18 protein-coding genes and 4 tRNA genes are annotated in these 18,161 nt (G+C 59.6%); 12 read left to right on the forward strand and 10 right to left on the reverse strand.

Annotation, left to right across the window (positions count from 1 at the left end; all coding sequences use genetic code 11):
- Positions 1-151: 151 nt before the first annotated feature.
- From pilB to yacG, 5 genes are read left to right on the forward strand one after another with little or no spacing between them, the layout of a single operon-like run.
- Entirely contained in the window at positions 152-1,852 is a 1,701-nt protein-coding gene (gene pilB, locus AB4N41_RS04565) for a type IV-A pilus assembly ATPase PilB (protein WP_056790439.1), read from the forward strand.
- Positions 1,853-1,854: 2 nt separating this feature from the next.
- The gene (locus tag AB4N41_RS04570; RefSeq protein ID WP_252876913.1) at positions 1,855-3,072 is read left to right on the forward strand and encodes a type II secretion system F family protein; all 1,218 of its coding nucleotides are present in this window, start codon (positions 1,855-1,857) and stop codon (positions 3,070-3,072) included.
- A 1-nt stretch (position 3,073) separates the two neighbouring features.
- Positions 3,074-3,946: a prepilin peptidase gene (locus tag AB4N41_RS04575; RefSeq protein WP_252876914.1), complete on the forward strand. Its 873-nt coding sequence runs from the start codon at positions 3,074-3,076 to the stop codon at positions 3,944-3,946.
- Positions 3,943-4,566, forward strand: a complete 624-nt coding sequence (coaE, locus tag AB4N41_RS04580) for a dephospho-CoA kinase (protein WP_252876915.1) — start codon at positions 3,943-3,945, stop codon at positions 4,564-4,566. Before AB4N41_RS04575 ends, coaE begins: the two co-directional genes overlap by 4 nt.
- The gene (gene yacG / locus AB4N41_RS04585) at positions 4,563-4,763 is read left to right on the forward strand and encodes a DNA gyrase inhibitor YacG (RefSeq protein ID WP_016773149.1); all 201 of its coding nucleotides are present in this window, start codon (positions 4,563-4,565) and stop codon (positions 4,761-4,763) included. Before coaE ends, yacG begins: the two co-directional genes overlap by 4 nt.
- A gap of 7 nt (positions 4,764-4,770) precedes the next feature.
- On the opposite strand, the gene AB4N41_RS04590 is transcribed toward yacG, so the two are convergent.
- Positions 4,771-4,986, reverse strand: coding sequence for a hypothetical protein (locus AB4N41_RS04590; RefSeq protein WP_016773148.1), 216 nt, complete (start codon positions 4,984-4,986; stop codon positions 4,771-4,773).
- A gap of 65 nt (positions 4,987-5,051) precedes the next feature.
- Positions 5,052-5,741 (reverse strand): energy-coupling factor ABC transporter permease, encoded by a 690-nt coding sequence (locus AB4N41_RS04595; RefSeq protein WP_236168695.1) that lies wholly within the window; start codon positions 5,739-5,741, stop codon positions 5,052-5,054.
- Between the two features lie 117 nt (positions 5,742-5,858).
- Between AB4N41_RS04595 and AB4N41_RS04600 the strand changes: the two genes are divergently transcribed.
- The 6 genes from AB4N41_RS04600 to AB4N41_RS04625 all read left to right on the forward strand — a co-directional run bounded on the left by AB4N41_RS04600 (position 5,859) and on the right by AB4N41_RS04625 (position 9,895).
- A complete protein-coding gene (locus AB4N41_RS04600) occupies positions 5,859-6,485 on the forward strand; it encodes a DUF1780 domain-containing protein (protein ID WP_007909887.1) in 627 nt (208 codons plus the stop codon).
- A complete protein-coding gene (locus AB4N41_RS04605) occupies positions 6,482-7,009 on the forward strand; it encodes an MOSC domain-containing protein (RefSeq protein WP_252876916.1) in 528 nt (175 codons plus the stop codon). Before AB4N41_RS04600 ends, AB4N41_RS04605 begins: the two co-directional genes overlap by 4 nt.
- 51 nt (positions 7,010-7,060) lie before the next feature.
- A complete protein-coding gene (locus AB4N41_RS04610; protein ID WP_007909875.1) occupies positions 7,061-7,234 on the forward strand; it encodes a DUF3094 domain-containing protein in 174 nt (57 codons plus the stop codon).
- A gap of 66 nt (positions 7,235-7,300) precedes the next feature.
- Positions 7,301-8,599 (forward strand): NAD(P)/FAD-dependent oxidoreductase, encoded by a 1,299-nt coding sequence (locus tag AB4N41_RS04615; protein ID WP_016773144.1) that lies wholly within the window; start codon positions 7,301-7,303, stop codon positions 8,597-8,599.
- Between the two features lie 160 nt (positions 8,600-8,759).
- Positions 8,760-9,062: a transposase gene (locus AB4N41_RS04620; protein ID WP_252876575.1), complete on the forward strand. Its 303-nt coding sequence runs from the start codon at positions 8,760-8,762 to the stop codon at positions 9,060-9,062.
- The gene (locus AB4N41_RS04625) at positions 9,059-9,895 is read left to right on the forward strand and encodes an IS3 family transposase (protein ID WP_041475818.1); all 837 of its coding nucleotides are present in this window, start codon (positions 9,059-9,061) and stop codon (positions 9,893-9,895) included. The genes AB4N41_RS04620 and AB4N41_RS04625 overlap by 4 nt, the downstream gene beginning before the upstream one ends.
- 108 nt (positions 9,896-10,003) lie before the next feature.
- Here AB4N41_RS04625 and AB4N41_RS04630 read toward each other — a convergent pair whose 3' ends face one another.
- From AB4N41_RS04630 to rluD, 8 genes are all read right to left on the reverse strand, one after another.
- Complete coding sequence (locus tag AB4N41_RS04630; protein WP_041477812.1) at positions 10,004-11,629, reverse strand: methyl-accepting chemotaxis protein; 1,626 nt, start codon at positions 11,627-11,629, stop codon at positions 10,004-10,006.
- Positions 11,630-11,790: 161 nt separating this feature from the next.
- Positions 11,791-11,867: transfer RNA gene (locus AB4N41_RS04635), tRNA-Pro, on the reverse strand.
- 97 nt (positions 11,868-11,964) lie between these two features.
- Positions 11,965-12,040, reverse strand: a tRNA-Lys gene (locus AB4N41_RS04640).
- Between the two features lie 5 nt (positions 12,041-12,045).
- Positions 12,046-12,122, reverse strand: a tRNA-Pro gene (locus AB4N41_RS04645).
- A gap of 9 nt (positions 12,123-12,131) precedes the next feature.
- Positions 12,132-12,207 (reverse strand) — tRNA-Asn (locus AB4N41_RS04650).
- Between the two features lie 297 nt (positions 12,208-12,504).
- Positions 12,505-15,069 (reverse strand): ATP-dependent chaperone ClpB, encoded by a 2,565-nt coding sequence (gene clpB, locus AB4N41_RS04655; protein WP_073475480.1) that lies wholly within the window; start codon positions 15,067-15,069, stop codon positions 12,505-12,507.
- 130 nt (positions 15,070-15,199) lie between these two features.
- Positions 15,200-15,922 (reverse strand): peptidoglycan editing factor PgeF, encoded by a 723-nt coding sequence (gene pgeF / locus AB4N41_RS04660; RefSeq protein ID WP_252876917.1) that lies wholly within the window; start codon positions 15,920-15,922, stop codon positions 15,200-15,202.
- Positions 15,919-16,881 carry a 23S rRNA pseudouridine(1911/1915/1917) synthase RluD gene (rluD, locus tag AB4N41_RS04665; protein WP_016773140.1) on the reverse strand — a complete coding sequence of 321 codons (963 nt, stop codon included), beginning with the start codon at positions 16,879-16,881 and terminating at the stop codon, positions 15,919-15,921. Before rluD ends, pgeF begins: the two co-directional genes overlap by 4 nt.
- Before the next feature lie 151 nt (positions 16,882-17,032).
- Between rluD and AB4N41_RS04670 the strand changes: the two genes are divergently transcribed.
- Positions 17,033-18,049: an outer membrane protein assembly factor BamD gene (locus AB4N41_RS04670; protein WP_056790462.1), complete on the forward strand. Its 1,017-nt coding sequence runs from the start codon at positions 17,033-17,035 to the stop codon at positions 18,047-18,049.
- Positions 18,050-18,161: the final 112 nt, after the last annotated feature.

The following is an 18,161-nucleotide window of genomic DNA, read 5'->3' on the forward strand; positions in this document are numbered from 1 at the left end:
CCCCCGTCTGCTGGGCGCGCTCATTCCCCAACGCCGTTTCCTACAACCGGCAATCGCACTATCTGACACTTTTTGTCACCTGCACCGGCCGTGTTTGGCGCTGTCACTTGACTAGGCTATAAGTCATGAACGGCAAGCGTGCGGAATCCCCATGAATGACATCGCTCTGAGCGGTCTGGCCAAGCAATTGGTCCAGGCCGAACTGCTCACGGAAACAAGCGCCCGGCAATCCTGGGCGCAGGCCCAGCGCAATCGCGTGTCGCTGGTCAATTACCTGGTGCACAACAAACTGGTCAACAGCCGGCAAATTGCCGAGATCGCCTCGGAACATTTCGGCATGGCCCTGCTCGATCTGCATTGCCTCGACAAAGAGACTCAGCCCAAGGGTCTGGTCAGTGAGAAACTGGTTCGCCAGCACTGCGCCCTGCCCCTCTGGCGGCGCGGCAACAAACTGTTCGTGGGCCTTTCCGACCCAAGCAATCAGCAGGCGATCAGCGACATCCAGTTCAGCACCGGCCTGAGCACCGAAGCGATTCTGGTGGAGGACGACAAGCTCAGCGACGCCATCGACAAGTTCTTCGACAGCCATGCCTCGGGCCTGGAGGAAATGGCCGATGTCGATCTCGACGGCCTCGACGTCGAGTCCATTGATGACAACAAACAGGACGTGATCGGCGGCCTCGATGCCGACGACGCCCCGGTCGTACGTTTTGTGCACAAGATGCTGCTCGATGCGATCAAAAGCGGCTCTTCCGACCTGCATTTCGAACCCTACGAAAAAAACTATCGGGTGCGCATGCGCACCGACGGCATGCTGCGCGAGGTGGCCAAGCCGCCGATCCAGTTGGCCGGGCGCATTGCCGCGCGCTTGAAGGTAATGGCCAGTCTGGATATCTCGGAACGGCGCAAACCTCAGGACGGCCGCATCAAAATGCGCCTGTCGAAAAGCAAATCCATCGATTTCCGCGTCAACACCCTGCCGACTCTGTGGGGCGAAAAAGTAGTGATCCGGATTCTCGACCCGTCCAGTGCACAAATGGGCATCGACGCACTGGGTTACGAAGCCGAACAAAAAGCCTTGTACCTCGCCGCGCTGAAACAGCCGCAAGGGATGATTCTGGTCACCGGCCCCACCGGCTCCGGTAAAACCGTGTCGCTGTACACCGGGCTGAACATCCTCAACACCGTCGACATCAATATTTCCACCGCCGAAGACCCGGTGGAAATCAACATGGAAGGCATCAATCAGGTCAACGTCAATCCCCGCCAAGGGCTGGACTTTGCCCAAGCGCTGCGCTCGTTTCTGCGTCAGGACCCGGACGTGATCATGGTCGGCGAGATCCGCGATCTGGAAACCGCCGAGATCGCAATCAAGGCTGCGCAGACCGGACACCTGGTGCTATCTACCCTGCACACCAACAGCGCGGCGGAAACCCTGACACGCCTGCACAACATGGGCATTCCCGGTTTCAACATTGCCACCTCGGTCAGCCTGATCATCGCCCAGCGGCTGGCGCGCAAATTGTGCGCGCACTGCAAGCGGCCGCTGGAAATCCCGCACGAGACCTTGCTCAAGGAAGGCTTCCCCGAGGAACGCATCGGCCATTTCACGATCTACGAGCCGGTCGGTTGCGATCACTGCAACGGCGGTTACAAAGGACGCGTGGGGATTTATGAAGTGGTAAAGAACACACCGGACCTGCAGCGGCTGATCATGGCCGAGGGCAATTCGCTGGAAATCGACATCCAGATGCGTCGCGACGGTTTCGCCGATCTGCGCACTTCCGGGCTGCACAAGGCCATGCAAGGCATCACCAGCCTTGAGGAAATCAACCGGGTCACCAAGGATTGAACATGGCGGTCAAGGCAGCGAAAGTCAGCATTTACGCCTGGGAAGGCACGGACCGCAAAGGCAGTAAAGTCAGCGGCGAGTTGAGCGGACAGAACCCCGCACTGATCAAGGCGCAACTGCGCAAACAGGGGATCAACCCGGGCAAGGTGCGCAAGAAATCCGCGTCCCTGCTGACCTTCGGCAAACGCATCAAACCGCAGGACATCGCCCTGTTCACCCGGCAGATGGCAACGATGATGAAGGCCGGTGTACCGCTGTTGCAGTCCTTCGACATCATCGGCGAAGGCTTCGAAAATCCGGCCATGCGCAAACTGGTCGACGAGGTCAAACAGGAGGTCGCGGCCGGTAACAGCTTCGCTACGGCCCTGCGCAAGAAACCACAATACTTCGACGAGTTGTACTGCAATCTGGTCGACGCCGGCGAACAGTCTGGCGCCCTCGACACCTTGCTTGAACGTGTGGCGACCTATAAGGAAAAAAGCGAAGCGCTCAAGGCCAAGATCAAAAAAGCCATGACCTATCCCACCGCCGTGGTGCTGGTGGCGGCAGTGGTAACAGGCATTCTGCTGGTCAAAGTGGTGCCGCAGTTCCAGTCGGTGTTTTCCGGGTTCGGCGCCGAACTGCCGGGCTTCACCCTGATGATCATCAGCCTGTCGGAATTCATGCAGCAGTGGTGGTGGGCCATTCTTTTTGCGCTGGTGGCGGTGTTTTTCGGCACTCGCCACGCGCTGAAGACATCGCAGGCCCTGCGTGACCGCCGCGATGCCTGGCTGTTGAAGCTGCCACTGGTGGGCACCTTGATGTACAAGTCCGCCGTCGCACGTTTTGCCCGCACCCTGTCGACCACATTCGCAGCCGGTGTGCCGCTGGTGGAAGCGCTGGATTCGGTCGCCGGTGCCACCGGCAATGTGGTGTTCAAGCGCGCGGTGTTGCGGGTGCGGCAGGACGTCTCGACCGGCATGCAGCTCAATTTCTCAATGCGCAGCACCGGTGTGTTTCCGAACATGGCAGTGCAGATGACCGCCATCGGCGAGGAATCGGGCGCGCTGGATGACATGCTCGACAAGGTCGCCGGTTTTTATGAAGCGGAAGTCGATAACATGGTCGACAACCTCACCAGCCTGATGGAGCCGTTCATCATGGTGGTGCTGGGGGTCATCGTCGGTGGACTGGTGGTGGCCATGTACCTGCCGATCTTCCAACTCGGCTCAGCGATCTGACATGCCTATCGAAGAACTGTTTGCTGTGTATCCGCGGGCCTTTGTGGTCAGCGCGCTGCTGCTCGGGCTGGTGGTCGGCAGCTTCCTCAATGTTGTGGTCTGGCGCTTGCCGAAAATGCTCGAGCGCGACTGGCGCCAGCAGGCCCATGATGTGCTCGGCCTGCCTACTGAAACGCCTGTGCCGACCTACAACCTGATGCTGCCGCACTCCGCGTGCCCGCATTGCGGACACCGGATCCGCCCTTGGGAAAACATTCCGCTGCTCAGTTATCTGCTGCTGCGCGGGCGCTGCTCGGCCTGTTCGGCGCCGATCAGTAAACGTTACCCGCTGACCGAACTGGCCTGCGGCCTGCTGTCGGCATTCATCGCCTGGCATCTGGGCTTCGGCTGGCCGGCCGGCTTGCTGATTTTGCTGACGTGGGGCTTGCTGGCGATGAGTCTGATCGACTGCGAACATCAGCTGCTGCCCGATGTGCTGGTGCTGCCGCTGCTGTGGCTGGGGCTGATCGTCAACAGCTTCGGCGTGTTCGTGGCGTTGCCCGATGCATTGTGGGGCGCAGTCGCGGGTTATCTGGCGCTGTGGTCGGTGTTCTGGCTGTTCAAACTGCTCACCGGCAAGGACGGCATCGGTCATGGCGATTTCAAGCTGTTGGCCTTGCTTGGCGCTTGGGGTGGCTGGCAGATTCTGCCGCTGACAATTCTGTTGTCATCCTTGGTGGGAGCGATTTTGGGCGTCGTCATGCTGCGTCTGCGCGCCCAGGCAACCTCGACGCCGATCCCCTTCGGACCCTTTCTGGCAATTGCCGGCTGGATTGCCTTGCTCTGGGGTGGTCAAATAACCGACTTCTATTGGCAGTCTGTCGGTTTGAAATGAATACCCCTGTGGAAAAACCCTGGATCCTCGGCCTGACCGGCGGCATCGGCAGCGGCAAAAGCGCGGCGGCGCAGCACTTCATCGACCTCGGCGTGCACGTGGTGGACGCTGATCATGCGGCGCGCTGGGTAGTCGAGCCGGGGCGTCCGGCGCTGGCGAAAATCGCCGAGCATTTCGGTTCCGGCGTGTTGCAGGCCGACGGCACACTGGACCGTGCCGCCCTGCGCAAACTGATTTTTGAAGACCCTGAACAGCGGCGTTGGCTCGAAGCGCTGCTGCATCCGTTGATCGGCGAAGAAATCGATGATCATCTGGCGCAGGCAAAATCGCCTTACGCGATTCTGGTGTCACCGTTGCTGATCGAGTCCGGGCAATACGCGATGACCCAGCGCATTCTGGTCATCGATGCGCCGCAACAACTGCAGATCGAACGCACCTTGCAACGTGACCAGACCAGCGAAGCGCAGGTGCAGGCGATCCTCAAGGCGCAATCGAGCCGTGAAGATCGCGTGAGCCGTGCCGACGACGTGATCGTCAATGACCGCGACCTCGCCTGGCTGCACAGCGAGGTCGAGCGTCTGCATCACTTTTATCTGACTTTATCCGGAGGCCAAGCATGAGCCAGATTCCAACCGTTGAATGCCCAACCTGCGGCGCCCCCGTCGAATTCACCCCGGCGAACAAATTCCGTCCGTTTTGCTCCGATCGCTGCAAACTGATCGACCTCGGCGCCTGGGCCTCGGAAGAACACAAGATTCCGGTCGCCCCGGATGCCGAGGACGAGCTGTTTTCCGGCGATTTCGATCCGCGTCACTGATCGCTGATCAGGGCCGCATAAAGCCGTAGTCCTGACTGTCGTCGAGGTTCTCCGCGAGAAAGCGCAACTCGTCGGCCAGGTCTTCGGCATTGCGCACTGCCTTGCTCTGCTGCACCACGGCGCTGAGCAGGGCGCGCAAACTCAGGCCCGGGTCAAAGCCCACTTCCTGCGCCAGCTCCAGACTCTGCCGGGTTTCCTGCCGCGCCCATTCATAAACGCCCATGCCACTGCTCCTGAAGGGATTTGCGCGAGCATGAAATCTCTGCGGCCTGGCCGGTTTGATGTGGATCAAGACTTCGGATCGTCGTCCTTCCACGGCGCCGAAAGGTAGCGGGTGCGGTTGAAGGTCTCCAGCCACTCCGGGCAGAACACCACCAATGCACTGACGACCATGCCGTTGATAAAAGCCTCGGGAAACAGCAGCAACCACAGGTAGCCGACGAAATCTTCCAGCCATTCCGGCATGGCGAAGAGGCCGTCGTACCACAGCAGCGTCAGGCTGAGGATCAGGCACAACAGGCCTGACAACGCAGCGGCGAAGAAACCGGAACAGAAGATGTAAACGAATGGATTGCGTGGCTGCGCACGCTCGACCAGAATCGCCACGCATTCGGTGATCAGCACTGGCAGCAGAATCAGCAACGCGCCATTGACGCCGACCGCTACGAGATCCTGTCGACCCAACAACACCAGGCCGATCTGCGCAACCAGCCCGCCGACGATCGCCAGCGGCCAATCGAGCAGCAGCGTCACCGCCGTCATGCCGATAAAGTGGTAAGACACACCGGTGTCGAAATCCCTGCGCACCAGCCACAGCAGAAACAGCGCGAACACCGTGCCGAACAGCAAGTGCTGCCGGCGACTGTCGCTGAACAGCTCGACCCATGGCGCACGCATGATCGCCCAGAGCAGCACCGGTAGATAAATCAGCCAGCCGAGCGTCAGGCTTGCCGTTGAAAGCAGTTCGGCACCGATCATGATTCCCTCACCTTCTCCATGGGCTTACCGCTTTGTCGCAGTCTACACCGCCGATGTATGTGCACCAGCCGATGCAAAGCTATCTGCTTGTCGCATTTGGACGCTAAGCTTGGGCTTATGGATGATTCAGATTATTTACGCCTGCTGACCATCGCGGCCGAGCAGGCCAATGCGTTCCTGTCCAATGCCCGCAAATGGGAGCGTGAGCGTTGGGTCTGCCAGCGCCTGCTGCAAGGTCTGAACATCCCCTACCGCGCCGACGAATTCGCCCCGGCCGGTGAGCCGCCGGACGTGTTGTTCCGCGATGCCAATTTCGAAGTTTTTTTCGTCCTCGATGAAGGCCGCCGTCTCAATGATGAATGGCGCGACGAGTTGCAGCGTCGGCGCAGTGCGTTCTCCCTGAGCCAACTGGTGCGCCGCGAAGCCAAGCCCAAACGCATCCCGGCCAATGAATTTCTCCTGCGTCTGGCGCCAACGCTGCGCAAGAAGGCGCACAACTACAAGGAACGCGGCATGGATCTGGGTGAGCTGGACATCATCGCCTTCGCCAGCCTCAAACGCGAAGTGCTGGACCTCAACAGTCATTTCCCGCCACCGACCGAATACCTGCGTCAGGGCTGGCGCTCGCTGTCGCTGGTCGGCCCGACATTCGCAAGGGTGCTGTTTGCTCATCCCGACGCGCCGGACTTTCTGCGCAGTAACCTCGGCCGCAGCATTGTGTTCGACGTGGGTATCAGCCTGTGACGCCGCTGCAGCAGTTGATCGCCGAGGTTCCGCAAACCGGTCGTGTGCGCTGGATCGGTGTGCGTCCAGAATCCCGTGGGCCGATGCTTGAGCTCGAGGCGGTCGAGGCGCGGCTGGAAGCCGGGCTCACCGGCGACCACGCCCGCCCGGGCGTTCGTAATGCGCGACAGGTGACGCTGATTCAGTGGGAGCACTTGGCGGTGATCAATGCATTGATGGGCCGTCCCGATAACGAGCCGGTCCGGCCTGAAGATCTGCGGCGCAATCTCGTTATAAGCGGAATCAATTTGTTTAGCCTGAAGGGGCGGCGCTTTCGCATCGGGCAAGCGATACTCGAAACCACTGGCTGGTGTCAGCCCTGCGCACGCTTGCAGAACAATCTCGGCCCGGGCACGTTTCAAGCCGTGCGCGGGCATGGCGGGATCACTGCCCGGGTGTTACAAAGCGGCATCATTCGCCTCGACGATAGCGTGTGCGTCGAACCGGTCCCGGACAGCGGCTACGCTGCGTTCAATCCGGGCTGAAAACCGCTGTAGCCTGTGCTCATTCAGTAACGTCTACCTGACGAGGCAAATATGACCAGCCGCCTGAACCCCGAAGACCAAAAGCATGTCGAAGAGTACCTGCAATTGTCCCAACACCGTGTCGAGCGCCGGCCTTTCCGGCCGTGGATGCTCCTGGTGCTGGTGCTGGCAGTGACCATCGGTCTGGGCCTGTTGAGCCGATTTATCAGTTATCTGACGCTATGAGCTGCCTGGCGCTCGCTCGGGTAACTGCGAAAAAGATTTCCTTTAAAAACCTTGCGAGTTATCCCTATGTCCCATCGTATTGTCATTGTCGGCGGCGGCGCCGGCGGTCTGGAGTTGGCTACCCGTCTGGGTAAGACTCTGGGCAAGCGCGGCACGGCCAGCGTGATGCTGGTCGACGCGAACCTGACCCACATCTGGAAGCCGCTGCTGCACGAAGTGGCCGCCGGTTCCCTGAACTCCTCCGAAGACGAACTCAACTATGTCGCGCAGGCGAAATGGAACCACTTCGAGTTCCAGCTCGGGCGCATGAGCGGGCTCGATCGCGCGCAGAAGAAAATCCAGTTGGCCGCGACCTATGACGAAAACGGCGTCGAGCTGGTGCCGGCGCGTGAAGTGGCTTATGACTCGCTGGTGATCAGCGTCGGCAGCACCACCAACGATTTCGGCACCCAGGGCGCGGCGCAGCATTGTCTGTTCCTTGATACGCGCAAACAGGCTGAGCGCTTCCACCAGCAATTGCTCAACCATTATCTGCGCGCCCACGCCGGGCAGACCGACGTGGTCGAGCAGATCAGCGTGGCCATCGTCGGCGCTGGCGCCACTGGCGTCGAACTGGCGGCAGAGTTGCACAACGCCGCCCATGAATTGGCCGCGTATGGTCTGGACCGGATCAAACCGGAAAACATGCACATCACGCTGATCGAAGCCGGCCCACGGGTGCTGCCTGCCCTGCCGGAGCGCATCAGCGGGCCGGTGCACAAGACCCTGGAGAAGCTCGGGGTCAATGTGATGACCAACGCAGCAGTCAGCGAAGTGACTGCGGACAGCCTGATCACCGCCGATGGCAACGAGATCAAGGCCAGCCTGAAAGTCTGGGCTGCCGGCATCCGCGCACCGGGTTTCCTCAAGGACATCGACGGTCTGGAAACCAACCGCATCAATCAGCTGCAAGTGCTGCCGACTCTGCAAACCACGCGCGACGAAAACATCTTTGCCTTCGGTGACTGCGCGGCGTGCCCGCAACCGGGCACTGATCGCAACGTCCCACCACGGGCACAAGCGGCGCATCAACAGGCGTCGCTGCTGGCCAAGTCGCTGAAACTGCGCATCGAAGGCAAGACCCTGCCGGAGTACAAATACACCGACTACGGCTCGCTGATCTCGCTGTCGCGTTTTTCTGCTGTGGGTAACTTGATGGGTAACCTGACCGGTAGCGTGATGCTCGAAGGCTGGCTGGCGCGGATGTTCTATGTGTCGCTGTACCGCATGCACCAGATGGCACTGTACGGCCCGTTCCGCACGGCGATGCTGATGCTGGGGAGCAAGATTGGTCGTGGCACCGAACCGCGTCTGAAACTGCACTAAAGCGCCAACCTGTGGGAGCGAGCCTGCTCGCGAAAGCGGTGGATCAGTCAACACTGTCGTTGAATGATCCGGCCCCTTCGCGAGCAGGCTGAACTGGCCTAATGATTTTGGACACTTCAATCAGGCGCTATGATGGCGTCCAAATCTGAGGTGTTCGGATATGCGTAACTCTTATTCAATTGAATTCAAACTCAAGGCTGTCGGCATGGTATTGGACGAGGGGATATCGGTTCCCGAAGTCTGTGCCAGTCTAGACATCGGCCCTACCGCGTTGCGTCGCTGGGTCGCCCAGGTTCGCAAAGAGCGCCTGGGTACAACGCCGGTGGGGGCCAAAGCGATTACAGCTGACCACCGAGAGATTCAAGAACTCAAAGCCTTGCTCAGGCAAAAAGACCGGGATATTGAAATCCTAAAAAAAGCCAGTGCTCTGCTGCTATTGGACGCCAAAGATCATTCTCATTGATCAATGAGCTGGCAGAGCTATACGGCGTTAACGACTGTTGCCGTGTGTTTGATGTTTGCCGCAGCAGCTTTTATGCCTGGCGTCAGCGCCAAGGCAAGGTGAGTCCTGAGCGGGAGAAACTCAAAGCCATGCTGGTTGAGCATCATAAGGAATCGAGAGCATCGGCCGGGGCACGCACCCTTTCCCGGGAACTACAGGCCAAAGGACATCGAGTCGGGCGGTACATGGCTCGTAGTTTGATGCGTGAAGCCGGAGTGACTAGCCGTCAGCGCCGGCGCCATAAATACAAATCATCAGGCGTAGAGGCTTTGGTCGCACCGCACGTGCTCAAGCGCCAGTTCGATGTCACATCAATCAATGAGGTGTGGTGCGCCGATGTCACGTATATCAAGGTCGGCACCCGGTGGATGTATTTCGCTGCGGTTTTGGATCTCTTCGCCCGCCGACTGGTGGGTTGGGCGTTTTCAATGATCTCGGATGCGGAACTGACCTGTGAGGCCTTACGAATGGCCGTTGAGTTGCGAGGCAGACCTAAAGACGTGCTGTTTCACTCCGATCAAGGCTGCCAGTACACCAGCCATAAATTCAGGAATGAGCTGCTAGCGCACGGGCTGAGGCAGAGCATGAGTCGCAAGGGAGAGTGTTGGGACAACGCACCGATGGAGCGTTTCTTTGGAAGTCTGAAATCGGAGTGGGTACCTGAAGCGGGGTACCGCTCCGAGTACGAAGCACGGGTTGATTTGCAGCGCTACCTAATGCGCTACAACAACACCAGACTCCATAGCTACAACAACTACCGGTCACCGGTCGCCATGGAGAAAATGGCGGCCTGAAAACCCTAACTGGTGTCCAATATTACTTGACCAGTTCAGGCTCGCTCCCACATTGTTGCGTGCTGTTCTCAAATCAGTAGGCGAAGGCCTGCAATGAATCGCTGCTCATCAGAGCTGGAAGCGCCGCACCATGCCCTGCAGCGCATTGGCCAGTTGCGACAGTTCGTGGCTCGATGCGCTGGTCTGATCAGCCCCCGCAGCCGAACGCACCGACAGGTCGCGAATGTTCACCAGATTGCGATCAACTTCCCGCGCTACTTGCGCTTGTTCCTCAGCCGCACTGGCGATCACCAGGTTGCGCTCGTGAATCTCGTGCACCGACGCCGTGATCGTCACCAACGCCTCACCTGCCCGCTCTGCGAGAACCAGCGTACTCGCCGCACGAGATGCGCTGGCCTGCATTGACTCCAGCGCCTGGCTCGAACCGCTGCGCATGCCTTGCACCATCTGCTCGATTTCCTGCGTCGATTGCTGGGTGCGATACGCCAGCGCGCGCACCTCATCGGCTACCACCGCAAAACCTCGACCGCTTTCGCCCGCACGTGCTGCCTCGATGGCAGCGTTGAGCGCCAGCAGATTGGTCTGCTCAGCGATTGCGCGAATCACGTCCAGAACCTTGCCGATGTCTTGCGATTGATTGGCCAGCGACTGCACCAGCTCGCCGGTGTTTTGCACATCACTGGCCAGGGCATTGATCGCGCTGGCGGTTTCGCTGACGCGCTCCTGGCCCAATTGCGCTGATTGACTGGACTGGCGCGTGGCATCGGACGTCGATACCGCGTTGCGCGCGACCTCCTCCACCGCAGCGGTCATCTCGTTGACCGCAGTGGCAGCTTGTTCAATTTCGTTGTTCTGCTCTTGCAGGCCTTGGGTGCTGTCGACAGTGACGGCGCTCAGTTCGTCAGCGGCGGTGGCCAGTTGTGTGGCTGAGCCGCTGATACCTTGCAGGGTCTCGCGCAGGTTCTGTTGCATCGTCGCCAAGGCTTTGAGCAAGCGGCTGACTTCGTCGTTGCCATGGGTTTCGATCGGCCGCGTGAGATCGCCCTTGGCGACACTTTCAGCGGCATCCACAGCGCTGCTCAGCGGGCGCACGATACTGCGCGTGAGCAACATCGCCAGCGCCACTGTGGCCAGCGCTGCCAATCCAATGAACAGGCTGACGATGGTCCGCGAGGTTTCATAATGCGCGGCGGACTTCTCGCTTTCGGCGGCGACCTGGCGGGCGAACAGATCGGCGAGATCGTTGAGTTGCTTGCCGGAGCCGTCGACCACGGTCTTCATGTCAACCAGCAACAATTTGGTCAACTCGTCACGCTTGCCTTGCTCGGCAAGGGTGAATGACTGGGCGATGCCGGTGCGATAGGCGGCGAAGGTTTTCTTGAACTGGTCATACAGCTGCTGACCTTCGGCAGTGTCGACCAGTTTGTCGTAGGCGGCGATTTTCTCGCTCAGTTCCTTGTCGCGGGTGTCCATCTGGCCGCGATAGGTGGCGATATTGGCCGGATCCTGATCGAGCGCCATGCGCAGGGAGATGGTGCGGATGCGCAGCATCAGTTCGCGGATCTCGTCGCCGCCACGGATGCTCGGCAACCAGCGGTTCTCCACCGCCACCTCGCTGTCGCGAATGCTCGACATCTGCCCCAGCGCAAACACGCCGAGCAAGGCCACCAACACCGCGATCAGGGCAAATCCCAGGGCAGCCCGGGGAGCAATATTCAACTGACGAAGCAACATGACGAACGCCCTTATTCTTGTAATGGCCAGATCAAGGGGCGAAGCGTTGGCAGTCCCCTCGTGTTAGCGGGCTATCGGCAGGTTGTATGACGACTTGAAGGGATTCGCCTTTCAGCAGGCAAAAAAAATCCCCGCATCTTTCGATACGAGGATTTTCAATATGGTCGGGGTAAGGGGATTCGAACTCCTGACATCCTGCTCCCAAAGCAGGCGCGCTACCGGACTGCGCTATACCCCGGTAAAAAAAAGGCGACCTTTCAAAGATCGCCTTCTTCGATCAGCGCTTTTGGCCTCTGATCTTAAGATTCGATCCCAGCGCAAACTGGTTTCAAAAATGGTGGGTCGTGTGGGATTCGAACCTACGACCAATTGGTTAAAAGCCAACTGCTCTACCAACTGAGCTAACGACCCAAATATGGTCGGGGTAAGGGGATTCGAACTCCTGACATCCTGCTCCCAAAGCAGGCGCGCTACCGGACTGCGCTATACCCCGGTTTGAAATTGGCTCCGTGACCAGGACTCGAACCTGGGACCCAATGATTAACAGTCATTTGCTCTACCGACTGAGCTATCACGGAACTACATATTTCAATTTACAACGGTGAAGCTTTGTTGCATCTCGCCACCCGTTCGCATCGCTGCGTTCGTGTGTCTGAGGCGCGCTATTCTACAACCTAGAACACCTCTGTCAACCCCCTAAATTGCTTTCAAGTTAATGATTTGCAACTTATTTCAGATTCCAACCCGGTGGGTTGAAACGCTGCCGGTGACTGACTGCGGGGCGCACTTTACAAGCCTTTTCCTTTGAGTTCAACAGCCTGGCGAAAAAAAGGCCTCGCAATGCGAGGCCTTCCCGGTTTCATTGCCGCTGAGGCTTAGCCGAAAACGATTTCGTCGTTCTCGACCTTGCCGGTGGCGGTGTCGCCCGGCATGAAATGACCCGACAGGATCAACTGCGCCAGCGGGTTTTCGATCCAGCGCTGGATCGCCCGTTTCAAAGGACGTGCGCCATACACCGGGTCGTAACCGACGGCGATCAGCTTGTCCATCGCCTCCGGGCTCAGCTCCAGCTTCAGCTCGCGCTCGGCCAGGCGGCTGCGCAGGCGGCCCAACTGGATCTCGGTAATGCCGGCGATCTGATCCCGCGCCAGCGGCTCGAAGATCACCACTTCGTCAACGCGGTTGATGAACTCAGGACGGAAGTGCGAGGTCAGCGCGTCCATCACAGCAGCACGCTGCGCCTCACGATCACCGACCAGTTCCTGGATCTGCATCGACCCGAGGTTGGACGTCATCACGATCACCGTGTTGCGGAAGTCCACCGTACGCCCGTGACTGTCGGTCAGACGGCCATCCTCAAGCACTTGCAGGAGGATGTTGAACACATCCGGGTGCGCCTTCTCGACTTCGTCCATGAGGATCACCGAGTACGGCTTGCGACGCACCGCTTCGGTCAGGTAACCGCCCTCTTCATAGCCGACGTAGCCTGGTGGCGCACCGATCAGACGAGCCACGGAATGTTTCTCCATGAACTCGGACATGTCGATCCGCACCATCGCCTCTTCAGTATCGAAAAGGAATTCGGCCAGCGCCTTGCACAGCTCGGTTTTACCGACACCGGTCGGGCCGAGGAACATGAACGAGCCGCTCGGACGATTCGGGTCGGACAGTCCGGCGCGGGAACGCCGCACGGCATTGGCCACAGCCACGACCGCTTCTTCCTGACCGATTACCCGTTTGTGCAACAGGCTCTCCATTTTCATCAGCTTGTCGCGCTCGCCTTCGAGCATTTTCGACACCGGGATGCCGGTCCACTTCGACACGACTTCGGCAATCTCTTCTTCAGTCACCTTGCTGCGCAGCAACTGGTTCTCGCTCTTGCCGTGCTGGTCGACCATTTGCAGGCTGCGTTCCAGATCGGGGATCACCCCGTATTGCAACTCGGCCATGCGATTCAGGTCGCCTTTACGGCGCGCGGCTTCCAGTTCCTGGCGCGACTGTTCGATCTTCTGCTGAATCTGCGCAGAACCCTGCACCTCGGCTTTCTCCGAGTTCCAGATTTCCTCCAGATCGGAATACTCACGCTCGTGACGCTCGATTTCTTCCTGGAGTTTTTCCAGGCGTTTCTTCGCCGCGTCGTCGCTTTCTTTCTTCAGCGCCTGGGATTCCACCTTCAGCTGAATCAGGCGTCGCTCCAGACGATCGAGTACTTCCGGTTTGGAGTCGATCTCCATGCGGATACGGCTGGCCGCCTCGTCGATCAGGTCGATGGCCTTGTCCGGCAGCTGTCGATCCGTGATGTAGCGATGGCTGAGCTTGGCCGCAGCGATGATCGCGCCGTCGGTGATCGCCACCTTGTGGTGAACCTCGTAACGTTCCTTGAGGCCACGCAGAATGGCGATGGTGTCTTCTTCGCTCGGCTCGTCCACCAGGACTTTCTGGAAACGCCGCTCGAGCGCCGCATCCTTCTCTATATATTGGCGATACTCGTTGAGCGTGGTCGCGCCGACGCAGTGCAACTCGCCGCGAGCCAGCGCAGGCTTGAGCATGTTGCCAGCGTCCATCGAGCCTTCGCCTTTACCGGCGCCGACCATGGTGTGCAGTTCGTCGATGAACAGAATGATCTGCCCTTCCTGCTTCGACAGTTCGTTGAGCAACGATTTCAGGCGCTCTTCGAACTCACCGCGATACTTGGCGCCGGCAATCAGCGCGCCCATGTCCAGCGACAGCAGGCGCTTGCCCTTAAGGCCGTCCGGCACTTCGCCGTTGATGATGCGCTGCGCAAGCCCCTCGGCGATTGCGGTTTTACCCACGCCAGGTTCACCGATCAGCACCGGGTTGTTCTTGGTGCGGCGTTGCAGAACCTGAATGGTGCGACGGATTTCGTCGTCGCGGCCGATCACCGGATCAAGCTTGCCGTCTTCGGCGCGTTTGGTCAGATCGACGGTGTACTTGTCCAGCGCCTGCCGCGACTCTTCGTGGTTGGCGTCATTTACCGCTTCGCCACCACGCAGGTTGTTGATCGCGTTTTCCAGGGCTTTCTTGCTCACGCCTTGGCCGAGCAGCAACTTGCCGAGCTTGCTGTTCTCGTCCATCGCGGCGAGCAGCACCAGTTCGCTGGAAATGAACTGGTCGCCCTTCTGCTGAGCCAGACGGTCAGCCTGATTGAGCAGGCGCGCCAGATCCTGCGACATGTTGACGTCGCCGGTCGGGTTCTGGATTTTCGGTAGTTGATCGAGCTCTTTGGTCAGCTCTTTACGCAAGCTGTTGACGTCGAAGCCTACTTGCATCAGCAACGGCTTGATCGAACCGCCCTGCTGTTCAAGCATGGCCTGCATCAAGTGCGCCGGCTCGATGGCCGGATGATCGTGGCCAACCGCCAACGACTGGGCGTCGGACAGGGCCAACTGTAATTTGCTGGTTAAACGGTCAATACGCATGGGTCACCTTCCTTTTGAGCAGGCCGGACCTAAGAAACCATCCTGAATAAAGAAACCTGCCAGATACCACTGTAGATGCGGTCGATTCTGGGAGATTCAAGCGTCGGAGAGTTGATGCAGATCAGAGAGTTTAGCGGGTGAGCCAAACAAGGGAGGCGAAACGACCGGTGCGCGACGCACGGCGATAGGAGAAGAAGCGCGGATCGGTCACGGTGCAGAAACCGCCACCATAAACAGCCGTGACACCCCGTTCAGCCAGACGCAGGCGCGCCAGCAGATAGATATCAGCCATGAACTTGCCGGCATTGTTGCTCGGTACGAACGCTTCTGCTGCTTCAGGCAGTTGATTGATGAAGACTTCCCGTACTTCCGGACCGATTTCAAAGGCTTTGGGGCCAATGGCCGGGCCGAGCCAGACCAGTACCTCGTCAGCAGGAACATCGAGGCTGTCGAGAGTTGCCTCAAGCACACCCGCCGCCAGACCACGCCAACCGGCATGAGCGGCCGCGACACGCGTGCCGGCACGATCGCAGAACAATGCCGGCAAACAGTCTGCCGTCATCGCCGCACAGGCAATACCCGGCGTTGCCGTCCAACTGGCATCTGCAGTCGCAACGATGCCCGGATCAGCATGGGCAACGGTGATCCCGTGCACTTGCTGCAACCAGGCAGGCTGTATGGAGAAGTGTTCGGTCAAGCGGCGACGATTTTCGGCCACCGCTTGCGGGCGATCATCGACATGATCGCCCAGATTGAGGCTGTCGAACGGCGCCTCGCTGACACCACCCTCGCGGGTGGTGACACAGGCCCTGACGCTGGCCGGCGCAGGCCAGTCCGGCGTCAGCCAGTTCATCCGACGAAGGCCTCGCGATCCTGCTTGAGCAGGGTCAGCAGCCAGACGAAATCTTCCGGCAGCGGCGATTCCCAGCTCATGCGCTCACCGCTCGTCGGGTGATCGAGTTCAAGGAAGCGCGCGTGCAGCGCCTGACGCGGGAAGTGCTTGAGCGATTCCACCATGGTCGGGTTGGCCGCAGGCGGAATGCGGAAACGCCCGCCGTACGCCGGATCGCCGACCAACGGGAAGTTGATGTGCGCCATGTGCACGCGGATCTGGTGGGTCCGACCGGTTTCCAGTTTCACCCGCACGTGGGTGTGCGAACGGAAACGCTCGAGCACGCGGTAATGGCTGACGGCAGGCTTGCCGCCTTCCATCACTGCCATGCGCTGGCGTTGCTGGCCGTGACGACCGATCGGTGCGTTGATCTTGCCACCGGCGGTGACCACGCCAATGACAATGCACTCATAGATGCGGCTGACACTGCGGCTCTGCAATTGCGCAACCAGTTTGGTCTGCGCCTGAATGGTCTTGGCCACCACCATCAGACCGGTGGTGTCCTTGTCCAGACGATGCACGATACCGGCGCGCGGGACATTGATGATGTCCGGCACATGGTGCAACAAAGCGTTGAGCAGGGTGCCATCGGCGTGACCGGCAGCCGGGTGCACCACCAGGCCCGCAGGCTTGTTGATCACCAGGATGTCGTCGTCTTCATAGACGATGTCGAGCTCGATGTCCTGGGCGATCCACTCGCCCTGGGCTTCCTGCTCGGCAGTCAGCTCAAGGACGGCACCGCCATGCACAATGTCGCGCGGGCGGATCACCGCCCCGTCCACAGTCAGGCGACCTTCTTTGATCCAGGCGGAAAGGCGCGAGCGTGAGTGCTCAGCGAAGAGTTGGGCGGCGACTTGATCGAGGCGTTGGCCGCCCAATTCGGACGGCACCTCTGCGCGAAGTTCAATTTTATCGGACATGCTCGGACTGGGCGTCGGCACAGCCTTTGGTTTCGGCTGCGCGCTTGTGGTTAAATACGGCGTCTTTTGCCCCGAGGCTTTTCAACGGGGCGCTCATCATAACAGGACGGCCCCGCCCAAGACAGCGGCCGTCATAGGGACGCAAGCCGCCATGCAAGTGAAACACCTGCTGCTGATCGCCATCCTCGCATTGACCGCTGCTTGCTCATCGAAGGAAGTCGTAGACGAAAACCTCAGCGAAGCCGAGCTGTATCAGCAGGCTCAGACTGACCTGGACAACAACAGCTACACCAGCGCCACAGCCAAGCTGAAGGCTCTGGAGTCGCGTTATCCGTTCGGTCGCTACGCCGATCAGGCTCAGCTGGAGTTGATCTACGCCAACTACAAGAACGCCGAGCCGGAAGCTGCAAAGTCTGCCGCCGAGCGTTTCATTCGTTTGCATCCGCAGCATCCGAACGTGGATTACGCGTACTACCTCAAGGGTCTGACTTCGTTCGACCAGGACGTCGGCCTGCTGGCGCGCTTCCTGCCGCTTGACATGACCAAGCGTGACCCGGGCGCCGCCCGCGACTCGTACAACGAGTTCGCGCAGCTGACCAGCCGCTACCCGAACAGCCGCTACGCGCCGGACGCCAAGCAGCGCATGATCTATCTGCGCAACCTGTTGGCCGCCTACGAAATCCACGTCGCTGACTACTACCTGACCCGTCAGGCTTATGTAGCCGCTGCCAACCGTGGCAAGTACGTCGTGGAGAACTTCCAGGAAACCCCATCGGTCGGCGACGGCCTGGCGGTGATGACTGAAGCCTACCAGCGTCTGCACCTCGACGATCTGGCGGCCACCAGCCTGGAAACCCTGAAGCTCAACTACCCGGACCACCCGAGCCTGGAGGATGGCCAGTTCGTGCCACGCGTAGCCGAAGCTGACAACCGTTCGTTCCTGAGCAAAGCGACTTTGGGCCTGATCGAATCGCGTCCACCGCTGCCGCCGGGCGAAACCCGCGCCAACCAGGACGTGCAGAAGCAGTTCCAGGACGCGAAAGATGCGATCCCGAACGAGCTCAAGCCTAAAGACGAAAACGGCGACGTGATCGAAGAGCCAGAGCCGGAATCCAGCGACACCGATCGCTCGTGGTTCAGCTACATGACCTTCGGCGTGTTCGACTGACCACAACGGCTGTACGAAAAAGGGAGATCTGCGGATCTCCCTTTTTTATTGCCGCGCTTTAATAGGCTGTGCGCTGATCGGGTCCTTGGCTAAACTGCCGGATCATCAGTCG

Source organism: Pseudomonas sp. S2_A10, from assembly GCF_054668465.1.

Coding starts and splice junctions, on each gene's coding strand:
- AB4N41_RS04630 (WP_041477812.1), bottom strand. CDS start 11,629: ATGTTGCTTCGTCAGTTGAATATTGCTCCCCGGGCTGCCCTGGGATTT.
- AB4N41_RS04590 (WP_016773148.1), bottom strand. CDS start 4,986: ATGGGCGTTTATGAATGGGCGCGGCAGGAAACCCGGCAGAGTCTGGAG.
- rluD (WP_016773140.1), bottom strand. CDS start 16,881: ATGTCCGATAAAATTGAACTTCGCGCAGAGGTGCCGTCCGAATTGGGC.
- AB4N41_RS04670 (WP_056790462.1), top strand. CDS start 17,033: ATGCAAGTGAAACACCTGCTGCTGATCGCCATCCTCGCATTGACCGCT.
- AB4N41_RS04600 (WP_007909887.1), top strand. CDS start 5,859: ATGGATGATTCAGATTATTTACGCCTGCTGACCATCGCGGCCGAGCAG.
- pilB (WP_056790439.1), top strand. CDS start 152: ATGAATGACATCGCTCTGAGCGGTCTGGCCAAGCAATTGGTCCAGGCC.
- yacG (WP_016773149.1), top strand. CDS start 4,563: ATGAGCCAGATTCCAACCGTTGAATGCCCAACCTGCGGCGCCCCCGTC.
- AB4N41_RS04570 (WP_252876913.1), top strand. CDS start 1,855: ATGGCGGTCAAGGCAGCGAAAGTCAGCATTTACGCCTGGGAAGGCACG.
- AB4N41_RS04615 (WP_016773144.1), top strand. CDS start 7,301: ATGTCCCATCGTATTGTCATTGTCGGCGGCGGCGCCGGCGGTCTGGAG.
- AB4N41_RS04620 (WP_252876575.1), top strand. CDS start 8,760: ATGCGTAACTCTTATTCAATTGAATTCAAACTCAAGGCTGTCGGCATG.
- pgeF (WP_252876917.1), bottom strand. CDS start 15,922: ATGAACTGGCTGACGCCGGACTGGCCTGCGCCGGCCAGCGTCAGGGCC.
- AB4N41_RS04595 (WP_236168695.1), bottom strand. CDS start 5,741: ATGATCGGTGCCGAACTGCTTTCAACGGCAAGCCTGACGCTCGGCTGG.
- coaE (WP_252876915.1), top strand. CDS start 3,943: ATGAATACCCCTGTGGAAAAACCCTGGATCCTCGGCCTGACCGGCGGC.
- clpB (WP_073475480.1), bottom strand. CDS start 15,069: ATGCGTATTGACCGTTTAACCAGCAAATTACAGTTGGCCCTGTCCGAC.
- AB4N41_RS04610 (WP_007909875.1), top strand. CDS start 7,061: ATGACCAGCCGCCTGAACCCCGAAGACCAAAAGCATGTCGAAGAGTAC.
- AB4N41_RS04575 (WP_252876914.1), top strand. CDS start 3,074: ATGCCTATCGAAGAACTGTTTGCTGTGTATCCGCGGGCCTTTGTGGTC.